Genomic DNA, 12,979 nt, shown 5'->3' on the forward strand with positions numbered 1-12,979 from the left:
AAACCGACCGGAAATGTGGGAAACGCTCAACCAATATATCCAAAACGGCCCCGTGAAAGCGGAAGTGCTCGAATCCGCCATCATGATTGTCGCCATACTGCTCCTGCGCGGCGTGATTCTTCAGGCGCATTTCCGCAGCCACCCCGCGATGGAAATCGAAGACAAACGCCGTTGGGTGGTAACCAGCCGCAACGTTACGCTGATTATGGTGGTGTTCGGGCTGGCGATTATCTGGGCGGCGCAAATCCAAACGCTGGCGCTGTCGATGTTTGCCGTGGCCGCCGCGATTGTGCTAGCCACCAAAGAGCTGATTATGTGCCTGTCGGGCAGCCTGCTGCGGGCTTCGACCAAACAATATTCGGTGGGCGACTACATCGAAGTGAACGGCCTGCGCGGGCGGGTGGTCGATATCAACCTGCTCAACACGCTGATGATGCAGATCGGCCCCAACCCGCTGGTGGGGCAGTTGAGCGGCAAAACCGTGTCGTTTCCCAACAGCCTGCTGCTGTCGCATTCGGTGCAGCGCGACAACGTGCTCGATATTTATGTGATTCACACGTTTGAAATCCCCGTGCCGATTCATTTGGATTCCGACGCCATCGTACCCGTGCTCGGCAAACTGCTCGAGCGCCTGTGCGCTCCCTATATCAAGGTTATCGAACGGCATTTGGAGGCGGTGCAGACACAAAAGCTGTTTATCACGCCCGCCGCCGAGCCGCGCATCACCCGCGTGCCGCACGACGACAAGGTTTACACCATCGTGGTGCGTTTTGCTTCGCCGGTGCAGCGGCGGCTGGAAATCCAGCAGTCGGTGCTGGACGAGTTTATCCGCGTGCAATACCGTTTGCTGAACCATATCGGCGGCGATGGCGGAAATTGAAAACCAGGGCCTGTGCAAAACATTTTGAGGCCGAGACCTTTGCAGAATTTATTTAGGCCGTCTGAAACATCTGATTATCGTCATTCCCGCGTAGGTGGGAATCCAGTCGTTTTTTTGTAAGCTATTGAAATAAAATACTTGATGGTTTAAAGGCTGGATTCCCACCTACGCGGGAATGACGATAATCAGATGTTTCAGACGGCCTAAATATAGTCAATTAAAATAAGAACTACGTAGCAGTGCAGTCATAAAATCTCCCACGGCAGGTAAAACTTTCCGTAAATGCTTTTTAATATTCGCCCATACCTTTTCAATCGGATTAAGCTCGGGTGAATAAGGAGCAAGGGGCAATACTTTATGTCCCTGCTTCTGCGCCATTTCAGTCAAAACCGCCATACGGTGGAAACGGGCATTGTCCATAATGATGACGGATTTCTCCGTCAGTTCGGGCAGCAGCATTTGCTCAAACCATGCTTCGAACAGGCTGCCGTCCATGGTGCCGCAATAGGTCATGGGGGCAATCAGGCTGCCTTTACCTTGGATTTGTGCCGCAACCAATGAAATACGTTGGTATTTTCTGCCGCTGATTTGTGCTTTGACGGGTACGCCTTTTTTCGAGTAAGCGTAAGGGCGGTAAAAAAAGGTGTCGAACCCTGTTTCATCAAGAAAAACTGCTTGATAGTCAGTATATTGGCTCAATGCTTGTTGATAAGCGGCTACTTGTTCGGGTTTTTGTTCTTTGTATGTGGTGGTCTTTTTTTTCGTGTGATGCCCATGACTTTGAGCAGGTAGCTGACATTTGGGGCGCTGCACCCTAAATGTTCTGCGATTTCGTGCAGGTAGGCATCAGGATGCTGTTCGAGATAGTCTGAAAGCTGTTGCCTGTCTATTTTTGTGGCATTACCACCTTTGACTTGATGCGCCAGTGAACCTGTTTGTTCATAGAGTCGCAGCCAACTGCTCAGCGTTTTGTCGCTGATACCATATACACGGCAGACTTGGCTTGCATTTTGGCATTGCCGGTAATATTCGATTGCTTTTTGTCGGAGTTCTATCGGGTAGGCCATTTTTTTCTGCTGGTAAGGGGGAGTAAAGTTCGGAATTCTTATTTTAATTCACTATAAATTCTGCAAAGGTCTCAGGCCGTCTGAAATGCTTGGATTCTGCCGTGCCCGCTTATAAAAAACCGCCCGAAACGGGCGGTTTTTTATAAGCAGCGGCTGGTTTACCAAATATCCGATTTGATGCGGCGTTTCAAGCCGGGGTGTTCCGAGAGTTTGAATTCCGGGTCTTTGCCCATTTTCAGCTTGGCCGAATAGTCTTTCAGCAGCAGGAACACCAGCGGGCTGAGCGCCAGAATCGCAATCAGGTTGATTAAGGCCATCGTACCCATGGTCAGGTCGGCCATATCCCACACCAGCGGCACGCTGTTTACCGCGCCGAAATACACCATACCCAATACCGCCATGCGGAACACCGCCAACACCAGCCAGTGGTTGTTGAGGTATTGGATGTTCGATTCGGCATAAGCATAGTTGCCGACAATGGTTGAGAAGGCAAACAAAAACAGCACGACAGCCAAGAAATCCGCACCCCATGCGCCCACATGGTAAACCAGCGCCGCTTGGGTGAGCTGCACGCCGGTGAGTGTGGAGCCGCTGGTATGAACGTCGGAGAGCAGCAGGATAAACGCGGTGCACGAACACACGATTAAAGTGTCGATAAACACGCCCAGCATCTGAATCATACCTTGCGACACGGGGTGCTTCACATCGGCCGCCGCTGCCGCATTCGGCGCAGAACCCTGGCCTGCCTCGTTGGAATACAGGCCGCGCTTGATACCGTTCATCATCGCCGCAGAAATCATCGAGCCGAGCAGGCCGCCGCCGGCCGCTTTAAAGTCGAACGCCGTGCTGAAAATCAGGCCGAACACGCGCGGCACTTCGCTGATATTCACCGCCATCACATACAGCGCCATCAACAGATAAAAGCCTGCCATAATCGGCACCATCGCCTCGGCCACGTGCGCCACGCGGCGGATGCCGCCGAAAATAATCGGCGCGGTCAGAATCACCAAGCCCACGCCCACGGCATGTTTGTTCCAGCCCCAGGCAACTTCGGCAGCGGCCACAATCGAATTGGCCTGCACCGCTTCATAAACCAAACCGAAACAGAAAATCAGGCTTAAGGCAAACAGCACGCCCAACCATTTCTGCCCCAAACCCTGCGTGATGTAATACGCGGGGCCGCCGCGGAAATGGCCGTTTTTATGGTCGCGGATTTTAAACAGCTGCGCCAGCGAAGATTCGGCAAAGGCCGAACTCATGCCGATCAGCGCCGTTACCCACATCCAAAACACCGCACCGGGGCCGCCCAGCGAGATCGCAATCGCCACACCGGCGATATTGCCCACCCCCACGCGGCTGGCGAGACCGGTAACGAAAGCCTGAAACGGCGTGATGCCGTGCGGGTCGTCGCCCGCTTTGCGGCCGCCCAGCATTTCTTTAATGCTGCGCCCGAACAGGCGGAATTGGACGAAGCCGGTGGCCAGCGTAAAAAACAGGCCGGTGCCGACCAGCAGGAAAATCAATCCTTCCCACAAAGGGCCGCTGATGGCGTTAACCAAATCATGAAGCGATTGTGTATTCATAAAAGCTCTTCTTTCTTTTGATGTTTTTATCAAGCGGCAACAGGCCGTCTGAAAACAGGGCGCATTCTAATATAGCCTTTACGAAAATAGCGAAATTTTTACGCAGGATTTTGATTAATCTATTGAAAATGAAAAACTTATACAGATAGGCTTGGCAGGAAAACTGGCTCGGAGCTTGAACATACCGGCTTTACGCCATGTTTGTGCATAACACTTCAGATACGTTGCCGATTTTGCAGAAACTTCAGGCTGAGACCTTTGCCAGTTGTTTCGGTATGTTAAACCTCTGCGTCATGCCCGGGCCAGACCCGAGCATCTCATTGCACAAAACGGAATAACAGATGCCCGGGCCAAGCCCGGGCATGGCACCGGCCGGGTATTTCAGACGGCCCGAACAAACGCAAATCCTGAAGCCCGTTATTCCGCCGGATTCAGCGTTTTCTTATGGTTGGCCGACACCCGCATATAATGCTCGGCCGAATACACCAAAAACGCCTTCTCTTCATCGGTGAGCGCGCGCACCTGCTTCACCGGCGAGCCTACATAAAGATAGCCGCTTTCGAGCCGCTTGCGCGGCGGCACCAGGCTGCCCGCGCCTATCATTACATCGTCTTCGATTACCACATCGTCAAGAATAATCGTGCCCATGCCCACCAGCACGCGGTTGCCGATAATGCAGCCGTGCAGCATCACCTTATGGCCGATGGTTACGTCTTCGCCGATAACCAGCGGCGAACCCTCGGGCTTGGCCGGGGTTTTGTGCGAAACGTGCAGCATACTCAAATCCTGCACATTGCTGCGCGCACCGATGGTGATGCTGTTCACATCGCCGCGCAACACCGCAAACGGCCACACCGACACACCCTCGGCCAGCGACACTTCGCCGATAACGGCGGCGGCCGGGTCGATATAGCAGCTTTCGTCGATTTGCGGATAATGCTCCAGATAAGGGCGGACGTTGGTCATGGTGTTCTCCTCAAAGTGGTGTGTGCAGTCGTTCAAAATAAAAAAGAGCAAAGCCGCATCATTTTTATTTTGAATCGCGATAAAAAACCGTTTCAGACGGCCTGTCGAGATAAGCAAGCCTTGATTCTAACGCCAAACCATACTGCCGTGCCAAGTGGTGCGTATCATGCGAAACGGCAGCCATTGCTGCCGTTGCTGAGTTGCCGGAAATATTTCGATGTTTGTGTGCAGCGGATTACCAGCCGGACAGGGTTACTTTCCCGATCATGTCGCCACGCTCGATTATTTCATGTGCCAAACGTAAGTTGGCGGCGTTGATACCGGCGATTTCCCGGGTTTGTGTGGTGCGGATTCTGCCTGAATCTACCAAAGCGGCCACCTCCCGCAGAATGTCGCCCTGCCGCGCCATATCGGCCGTTTGAAACATGGGGCGGGTAAACATAAATTCCCAATGCAGCGACAGGCTTTTGCCTTTGAGGGGAGCAACATCTAGTTTGGCAGGGTCGTCAATCAGGGCGATGCGTCCTTGCGGGGCGACCAGTCCGGCCAGTTGTTCCAAATAGCTTTCGCTATGGTTGGTGGAGAAGGCAAAAGAGGGCGAACCGATATCGAGTGCGGCCATTTGCTCTGCTAGCGGTTTATTGTGGTCAATTACGAAATCTGCACCCAAATCCGAACACCATCGCTGGCTTTCAGGGCGGGAGGCGGTGGCGATTACTTTCAAATCAGTTAATTGTTTGGCAAGCTGTATCGCGGCTGAGCCGACACCGCCGGCGCCACCGATTAATAATAAGGCGTTTGTGCCTCCGGCAACGGGCATGCCTACATTCAGGCGGTCAAACAAGGTTTCCCATGCGGTTATGGTTGTTAAGGGTAGGGCGGCGGCTTGGGAGAAGGTAAGTGTGGCGGGTTTTTTAGCAACGATACGTTCGTCAACGGCCTGTAAGCGGGCATATGAGCCGGGGCGGTTGATTGTGCCTGCATAGTAAACTTCGTCGCCAACTGCGAAATGCCGTACTTCCTTTCCTACGGCTTTGACAATGCCCGCAGCATCCCAACCCAAAATACGGTATGTTCTCTCAGCAGGCGTATGCGAAGCACGTACTTTTACATCGGCGGGGTTAACCGATATGGCCTGAACCTCTACTAAAATATCACGCGGATTCAATTCGGGTTCGGGCTGTTCGATATCAAGCAGTGATTCGGGGTGGTTGATTGGCAAAGGGCGGTTGAAACCAATGGCTTTCATAATGAAACTTTCTTAAGGGTCTGGAAAGCGTGTATGATGCCGTCTGAAAAAATCTCCTGCAAGAGAGCACTTATTTTTCAGATAGTTACTTAAAAGATACTCATGAAAAGATACTGAATGAGCAGAATCCCGCATCCCCGGTTTGACTGTGCCGAAGGCTGTTCGGTAGAGGCAGCGCTGGCAGTTATCGGCGGCAAATGGAAAGGCACGATACTTTATCGGCTGTTTACTGATGAAATACTGCGTTTCAACGAAATCCGCCGCATCCTGCCGGAAGTGTCGCAGCGTACACTTACCGCGCAGCTGCGGGCGCTCGAGGCCGACGGCATCATCAGCAGAACGGTTTACCCCGAAGTGCCGCCGAGAGTGGAATACCGTCTGACAGCATACGGCACCACTTTGCGCGAAGTAGTAATGGCCCTCAACGCTTGGGGCGAGAGACACAAAAAGCGCACCGTTTGAATCTGCCAAACTCCGATTTCAAGGAACCAACCCATGTGGCACATCATCGCCATCGGCTATTTATTCGTTACCGTGCTGTTCGCCGCCGCCCAGCCCAGTATCGCGCGCGCCCTGATTTATTTGCTGTTTTGGTCGGTGTTACCGAGCCTGTTTGCATTTTGGGTGGTGAAAACGCGGCGGCGCAACAAATTGATGAAAATGCAGGAAGATAAGGCGGAAGAAAGAGTGGACTAACAAACCGGCCCGATGGCAGCTTGAATTTAATCCGCCATTAAGCCATTAAGAAAAACCCTTTTCAGACGGCCTCTAATCCTATATAATCCGCCGGTTTTCATTCGTGAAAACTTTTATTATTTTTTAACAACGCCCGCACTTTACGCGAAAGGGTGCCGCCGCAAGGCCGGTTCTATGCGTGAAAGTGTATGCCTTAACCCTTTAAAGGAAAATCATGTCTCAAATTACCATGCGCCAGATGCTCGAAGCCGGCGTTCACTTCGGCCACCAAACCCGCTACTGGAACCCGAAAATGGAGCAATACATTTTCGGCGCGCGCAACAAAATCCACATCGTTAACCTGGAAAAAACCCTGCCGCTGTTCCAAGAGGCCCAAGAAGCCGTGCGCCGTCTGGTTGCAAACAAAGGCACCGTGCTGTTCGTAGGCACCAAGCGCCAAGCCCGCGAAATCGTGCGCGAAGAAGCCACCCGCGCCGGTATGCCCTTTGTTGACTACCGCTGGTTGGGTGGCATGCTCACCAACTACAAAACCGTGAAGCAGTCCATCAAACGCCTCGAAGAAAAAACCGCGGCTTTGGAAAACGCTGCCGAGAGCGGTTACAGCAAAAAAGAAATTCTCGAAATGCAGCGCGAAGTTGAAAAACTGGAGCGTTCTTTGGGCGGCATCAAAAACATGAAAGGCCTGCCCGACGCCATTTTCGTGATTGACACCGGCTACCAAAAAGGCACGCTGGTAGAAGCCGAAAAACTGGGCATTCCCGTGATTGCCGTGGTGGACACCAATAACAGCCCCGACGGCGTGAAATACGTGATCCCCGGCAACGACGACTCTGCCAAAGCCATCCGCTTATACTGCCGCGGCATCGCCGACGCCGTTTTGGAAGGCAAAAACCAAGCCTTGCAGGAAACCGTAGCAGCCGCCCAAGCCGCTGCCGAATAAGGCTTGTTGAAACAAGGGGCGGTATGCCCCTTTTTCTAAAACAGGCCGTCTGAAAATACTTTCAAAACACCGCAAACCCTTTCAGACGGCCCCAAGATTCCCAACGCGGCCTGATTGCCGCGCCCTCAAAATTCTAGGAGATTCAAAATGGCAGAAATTACTGCAAAAATGGTTGCCGATCTGCGCGCCGCCACCGGTTTAGGCATGATGGAATGCAAAAAAGCGCTGGTTGAAGCCGAAGGCAACATGGAAAAAGCCGAAGAAATCCTGCGCATCAAATCCGGCGCCAAAGCCGGCAAACTGGCAGGCCGCACCGCCGCCGAAGGCGTATTGGCCTTCGCCATCGAAGGCAACACCGGCGCGCTGGTGGAAGTGAACTGCGAAACCGACTTCGTTGCCAAAGACGCCGGCTTCGTGGCTTTCGCCAATTCCGTAGCCCAAACCGCCGCCGCCAAAAAACCGGCCACCGTTGAAGAGCTGAGCGCACTGGTGGAAGAAGAGCGCAAAGCCATCATCGCCAAACTGGGCGAAAATATGTCCGTGCGCCGTTTCGAAGTTATCGAAACCCCCGACAGCCTCACCGCCTATATCCACGGCGCGCTGGCTACCGAAGGCGTTTTGGTTGAATACAAAGGCTCCGAAGACATCGCCCGCAAAGTAGGCATGCACATCGTTGCCGCCAAACCGCAATGCGTGAGCGAAGCCGAAGTAGATGCCGAAACCGTTGAAAAAGAACGCCACATCTACACCCAGCAAGCCATCGAATCCGGCAAACCCGCCGATATCGCCGCCAAAATGGTTGAAGGCCGCATCAAAAAATTCCTGGCCGAAATCACCCTCAACGGCCAGGCGTTCGTGATGAACCCCGACCAAACCGTTGCCCAGTTCCTGAAAGAGAACGGCACCGAAGTCGTGCGTTTCGTGCGTTATAAAGTGGGCGACGGCATCGAGAAAAAAGAAGTCGATTACGCCGCCGAAGTAGCCGCCGCTGCCAAGGTGTAAACCGCCGCGTAACAGAAAAAGCACTCGGGTTCATGCAGAATCGGGGTGCTTTTTTTTGAAAGCAGTTTTGCACAACACTTTGAAAACCAATAAGAACACACTACAATCACATTGTTTTCGGAAAACGTTGCCGCCGAATATCGAAAAGGCCGTCTGAAACTTTTCAGACGGCCTCCCCAAACCCGAAGAAAGCAAGGTATCCCATGACACAGCAAACCAAATACAAGCGCGTTTTATTGAAACTTTCCGGCGAAGCCCTGATGGGCAAAGACGCCTTCGGCATCAACCGCGACACCATCATGCAGATTGTCGGCCAAGTGAAAGAAGTGGTCGATATGGGCGTGCAGGTGGCCGTGGTTATCGGCGGCGGCAATATCTTCCGCGGTGTGGCCACCCAGGCGCAGGGCATGGACCGCGCCACCGCCGACTACATGGGCATGATGGCCACCGTGATGAACGCGCTGGCCCTGAAAGACGCCTTCGAATCGCTCGGCATAAAAGCCCGCGTGCAATCCGCCCTTTCCATGCAGCAAATCGCAGAAACCTATGCCCGCCCCAAAGCCATCCAATATCTCGAAGAGGGCAAAGTGGTGATTTTCGCCGCCGGCACCGGCAACCCCTTCTTCACCACCGACACCGCCGCCTCGCTGCGCGGCGCCGAAATGAACTGCGACATCATGCTCAAAGCCACCAATGTCGACGGCGTGTACACCGCCGACCCGAAAAAAGACCCCTCCGCCACCCGTTACCAAACCATCACCTTCGACGAAGCCATTAACAAAAACCTGCGTGTGATGGATGCCACCGCCTTCGCCCTCTGCCGCGAACAGAAGCTGAACATCGTCGTGTTCGGCATCGCCAAAGACGGCGCCCTCAAACGCGTGATTGCCGGCGAAGACGAAGGCACGCTGGTGCATTGCTAAGCGGAAATACTTAACCTTTTCAAAATTCGTTCAGGCCGTCTGTCCAACCGTTGTCATTCACGCCTGTGCGGTATTGACGGCAAACAAACCTTATTGAGACCTTTGCAAAACCCCCATCTGCGGCGCATTTCTGCGTTGTGCGCTGCTCGCTCGCTTGCCTATCTACTTGATATGTCTGCGCTCGCTGCGCTGCTACGCCTTGAACTGCATCCGCATCTGAGGGTTTTGCAAAGGTCTCTTATTGTGATATTTTTTGAATTTGACAAAGGTTCCGGTACGTTAAACAAAGGCCGTCTGAATATTTTCAGACGGCCTGAGACCTTTGCAAAATTCAAATTACTATCTGAAAAAACCTGAATTCCGTCATTCCCGCGTAGGCGGGAATCCAGACACTTGGCATCCAAGTATTTGTTTAATCAATACTTCAATATTTCCATCTAGATTCCCGCCTACGCGGGAATGACGGGATTTAAGCATTTCAGACGGCCTTAAGGTATTTTTGCAAAGGTCTCGGCCTTTTTATGCTTTGTTGTAACAGCCGTATTGTTACGGTTTTACCGTTTGAACACCACCCGATAACCGTTTTTCTGCACCTTGCCGGCCTTGACGCACAAATCATCACCGCAGCGCACCAAATCCGCTTGCCCGATAAGCTGCGCCGTTTCGGCATCCACTTTGTTTTTACCGATAACCTGCGCATAATAATAAGCAATCCAAGCACCACCGATAAGCAGGATGGCCAAACTCACCGATACCGCCAGCCAGCTTCTGAAAGCCAGCTGCCTGTTTTTCCGATTGACAAAGCTCAGGTAAGTATTGAATTCGGAAGATTGGGCAACCATTTTTTGCCGCACCTCCTCCATATCCGCAGCATACCCTTTTAATACCGAATCCAGTTCGCTTTGGATATTTTCCCGCACAAATTGCATCATTTCCCGCTTTTGCTGCGAGACGGCCGAGTCCAACTGTTGCCGCGCCTGCTCCGCAAAAGCGCCCATCTGCCGCTCATATTGCTGTGTTAAGGCCGCAGCCGCTCCCAAAAACTGCTCCATCTGTTTTAAAGACTGTTCCGTATCCATTTATTCCAATTCCTAAAAAATCAATTAATCCGGTGCGCCGGAAAATTTCCCGCCGCCTGCCTAACGGCTCATGCCCATACCGCGCGACTGCTCCGCCTGTCTGGCCATTTCGCGCTGCTCGGCTTCGCGGGCGAGGTTCTGCTCCGCCAGCAGGGTTTCTTTGAAGCTTTCGCGCTCGGGGGTGGACGCAGCCTTATCGGCATCAACCCACGCATAACTGCCAACCACGCGCCCCTCCTGCTTTACCGACAATCTGCCGTTATTAACAACCAAATCGTCTATATCCGACAGCTTCTTGGCATAGGCTTCGGCGGTTATCGCGGCTACGCTGTTCTGTATACCGCGCTCGGTGTAGGGCAGGTTGTGTTCCTGCACATAGGCGGTGAATTTTTCATGTATCCGGCTGTGCAGCATTTGCGCGCGCTCGGGCATGTTTTCCAAAGAATAGAGGCGGTTTTCCTGCTCCTGCTGCTGCCGCAGCGCCTCCGTAAAGGTATCGTGGTCGGCGAGCATTTTCTGTGCGGCGGGGCTGGCGGCGATCATTTCCGCATTGGCGGCGCGTATGGCTTCCGCATCGTTTTGCCGGTAGGCCTCGAGGGAGCGGTTGATTCTATCCAGCATGGCGTCCATACGGGCTTGCAGCTGGTCGGCTGTTTCCGGTGCGGCAGGCTGGTTTGGTGCGGCCTGCTTGGGCGGCGTGGTGTTGATGCCGTTAAAATCCACCCCTGCTTTTTTAAGAGATGCTTCGTCTATGCCCATTTTGCCCAACTCTTTCATATCCAGATAGATTTTGCTGTCTTTGCCGTGATGCTTCTGCTCGTAATATGCCGCCAATTTAATGGCATAAGAAGCGTAATTGTCGGGATAGTCGATGGCGAAATACCCTGTTTTGTCGAAAAAGTTCTTCCCCATGCCTTCGATATTTTTGGCATTCATGGGCAGATACATATCTTTGTCCAATTGGAGGTTGGGCTTTAGGGTGTAGATATTGATGCCAAGTTGATTTACTTTTTTATCTATGAAATCGTGCATATGTCTGGGAGCTTTTTCGTAAATCTGTTCCAAAGTAGGCTTCGGGTTGGTTTGTCTAACCATATCGACAACTGCATTAAAGCCGTCGATTTCCGCACGTGCTTCGGCTTTGCGCAGGCGTAAGACATGCGCTTTCACTTCGTCGGTATAATCTCTACTGCCTTGCTGCTGCGCTTGTTTGTTGATGGAGTCTTTGGTTTGTTGGAAAGCAGCTCCCAGTCCGTCGAGGCTGTGTCGGGTTTCATGCGCGGTTACAAAAACCAGATTACCCAAACTTCCCTTTTGCCTGTCATTTAATATATATGGGCTAATACGTATCATCTCGTCAGTTGGAGAATACGAACCGTTGCGGTTTGGGTTTTTATCTATTCTGAATCCTTCAACTACGCTGCTGCTGATGGCAAGATTGATGTTTTTTGCCAGTATCGGAGATGAATTCAGCGCCTGTCGTAGTCTTTGCGTTTGTGCTTCCGAGCCGCCGTCCTGTAGAAAAGGAACGGTATGAAATTCTTTTAGTTCGGAATGGGTTTGTACATTTAAACGGTTTATTTCGGGAGTTGCCATAATAAATTCCTTTTAGGTCAAATAATATATCTATCTAAACTATTGAAATTTTCCTAATGCAGGCCCTCTTTTCCGTGGGATTATTTTTAGGATAGTAATACCAAGGTGCTGCCTCTATCTGTAAATCTTCCTTATTCAGATAAACCCCCATCTGCATACCGTCTTGAACAATGACTGGTTTTTGGGTAAAGCCCAGCTTTTCCACTTTTTGTACAAACTCATCGAAATCCATATCGCAGATTTCCGTAAAGTCGGGTTTTTCATTATCTTTGTGATTGTTATGAAATGCTTCTATAAATGAAAACCTGAAGCCATCAAGTTTTTCTACTTGGTCTTCGTATTTTTCTATTTCCCACCACCAGTTATCAGTTAATTGTTTTGAGAAGACATAGCTGTCTGCGTCACTCTCATGTGGTCTCATTTTTATACCGAAAACCTGTTCCAAACGTTCGCGGGTAAAATCTTTAATCGATTCGGAAGTTTTCATCATTTCAAGCATACGCTCTAAGATTTCTCTTTGGGTTGTCGGCGGTGTTTTGTTTTCTGACATTTTTACGGTCTCCTTATTTGCGGGTTGGGAATCGGCTCTGCCTGTTTCGGGCGGGGCGGAACAGGCCGCCAGCAGCAGGGTTGCGGTGATTGTGGTTAACTGGGGTTTCATGTTTACTCCTTTTCTAAGGGAAATCGCTTTTTCAGACGGCCTCGGTTATATCATAAGGCCGTCTGAAAAAGTTATCTCGGATTTGTTTGCGGCCTAAAAGGTTGATGGTGTGTTTGTCCGGTATCGGTGAAGCGTTCAATGTCTGTTCCAACTGCCGCACCTGTGCTTCCATTCCGTCTTCCCTGATAAAGGGGACGGTATGGAATTCTGTTAATTCGGCATGGGTATTTTTATTCAAACGGTTGGTTTCCGGAACGGCCATCATCAAATCCTTTTCAAATTATTGTTCACATCAACCAATCAAAATCATTCTGACACAGGCTTTTTTCTCGGCGGT

General features: G+C 51.6%; 14 protein-coding genes and 1 pseudogene. 7 read left to right on the forward strand and 8 right to left on the reverse strand.

Going from position 1 to position 12,979, the window contains the following annotated elements; all coding sequences use genetic code 11:
- Positions 1 to 13: 13 nt before the first annotated feature.
- The gene (locus tag H3L92_RS11810; protein WP_085367144.1) at positions 14 to 880 is read left to right on the forward strand and encodes a mechanosensitive ion channel family protein; all 867 of its coding nucleotides are present in this window, start codon (positions 14 to 16) and stop codon (positions 878 to 880) included.
- Between the two features lie 213 nt (positions 881 to 1,093).
- On the opposite strand, the gene H3L92_RS11815 is transcribed toward H3L92_RS11810, so the two are convergent.
- The 4 genes from H3L92_RS11815 to H3L92_RS11830 form a co-directional block, all read right to left on the reverse strand.
- A protein-coding gene (locus tag H3L92_RS11815) for an IS630 family transposase (RefSeq protein ID WP_115336200.1) occupies positions 1,094 to 1,947 on the reverse strand; the annotation gives its coding sequence in 2 pieces (ribosomal slippage) (positions 1,094 to 1,632 and positions 1,632 to 1,947; 855 coding nt in all).
- A gap of 158 nt (positions 1,948 to 2,105) precedes the next feature.
- Positions 2,106 to 3,530 (reverse strand): alanine/glycine:cation symporter family protein, encoded by a 1,425-nt coding sequence (locus H3L92_RS11820; protein ID WP_085367168.1) that lies wholly within the window; start codon positions 3,528 to 3,530, stop codon positions 2,106 to 2,108.
- A 417-nt stretch (positions 3,531 to 3,947) separates the two neighbouring features.
- Positions 3,948 to 4,496 carry a gamma carbonic anhydrase family protein gene (locus tag H3L92_RS11825; protein ID WP_085367169.1) on the reverse strand — a complete coding sequence of 183 codons (549 nt, stop codon included), beginning with the start codon at positions 4,494 to 4,496 and terminating at the stop codon, positions 3,948 to 3,950.
- A 235-nt stretch (positions 4,497 to 4,731) separates the two neighbouring features.
- Entirely contained in the window at positions 4,732 to 5,745 is a 1,014-nt protein-coding gene (locus tag H3L92_RS11830; protein ID WP_085367170.1) for a zinc-binding alcohol dehydrogenase family protein, read from the reverse strand.
- A gap of 117 nt (positions 5,746 to 5,862) precedes the next feature.
- Between H3L92_RS11830 and H3L92_RS11835 the strand changes: the two genes are divergently transcribed.
- From H3L92_RS11835 to H3L92_RS13460, 6 genes and pseudogenes are all read left to right on the forward strand, one after another.
- Positions 5,863 to 6,207 carry a winged helix-turn-helix transcriptional regulator gene (locus H3L92_RS11835; protein ID WP_085367171.1) on the forward strand — a complete coding sequence of 115 codons (345 nt, stop codon included), beginning with the start codon at positions 5,863 to 5,865 and terminating at the stop codon, positions 6,205 to 6,207.
- A gap of 33 nt (positions 6,208 to 6,240) precedes the next feature.
- Positions 6,241 to 6,441, forward strand: coding sequence for a hypothetical protein (locus H3L92_RS11840; protein WP_085367172.1), 201 nt, complete (start codon positions 6,241 to 6,243; stop codon positions 6,439 to 6,441).
- A 214-nt stretch (positions 6,442 to 6,655) separates the two neighbouring features.
- Positions 6,656 to 7,381, forward strand: coding sequence for a 30S ribosomal protein S2 (rpsB, locus tag H3L92_RS11845; protein ID WP_085367173.1), 726 nt, complete (start codon positions 6,656 to 6,658; stop codon positions 7,379 to 7,381).
- Between the two features lie 147 nt (positions 7,382 to 7,528).
- Positions 7,529 to 8,383: a translation elongation factor Ts gene (gene tsf / locus H3L92_RS11850; RefSeq protein ID WP_085367174.1), complete on the forward strand. Its 855-nt coding sequence runs from the start codon at positions 7,529 to 7,531 to the stop codon at positions 8,381 to 8,383.
- 203 nt (positions 8,384 to 8,586) lie between these two features.
- Positions 8,587 to 9,306, forward strand: a complete 720-nt coding sequence (gene pyrH / locus H3L92_RS11855) for a UMP kinase (protein ID WP_054600429.1) — start codon at positions 8,587 to 8,589, stop codon at positions 9,304 to 9,306.
- Between the two features lie 72 nt (positions 9,307 to 9,378).
- Positions 9,379 to 9,543: pseudogene (locus tag H3L92_RS13460) on the forward strand (lipoprotein signal peptidase); the annotation flags it as partial.
- 317 nt (positions 9,544 to 9,860) lie between these two features.
- Here the strand turns inward: H3L92_RS13460 and H3L92_RS11860 are convergent.
- The 4 genes from H3L92_RS11860 to H3L92_RS11875 form a co-directional block, all read right to left on the reverse strand.
- Complete coding sequence (locus tag H3L92_RS11860; protein ID WP_085365448.1) at positions 9,861 to 10,385, reverse strand: hypothetical protein; 525 nt, start codon at positions 10,383 to 10,385, stop codon at positions 9,861 to 9,863.
- Between the two features lie 60 nt (positions 10,386 to 10,445).
- A complete protein-coding gene (locus H3L92_RS11865) occupies positions 10,446 to 11,690 on the reverse strand; it encodes a hypothetical protein (protein ID WP_115336247.1) in 1,245 nt (414 codons plus the stop codon).
- Between the two features lie 325 nt (positions 11,691 to 12,015).
- The gene (locus H3L92_RS11870; RefSeq protein ID WP_085365450.1) at positions 12,016 to 12,642 is read right to left on the reverse strand and encodes a hypothetical protein; all 627 of its coding nucleotides are present in this window, start codon (positions 12,640 to 12,642) and stop codon (positions 12,016 to 12,018) included.
- A gap of 31 nt (positions 12,643 to 12,673) precedes the next feature.
- Positions 12,674 to 12,907, reverse strand: coding sequence for a hypothetical protein (locus H3L92_RS11875; protein ID WP_143824318.1), 234 nt, complete (start codon positions 12,905 to 12,907; stop codon positions 12,674 to 12,676).
- Positions 12,908 to 12,979 lie beyond the last annotated feature (72 nt).

It is taken from the genome of Neisseria dentiae (genome assembly GCF_014055005.1).
In the GTDB taxonomy this organism is placed as follows: domain Bacteria; phylum Pseudomonadota; class Gammaproteobacteria; order Burkholderiales; family Neisseriaceae; genus Neisseria; species Neisseria dentiae.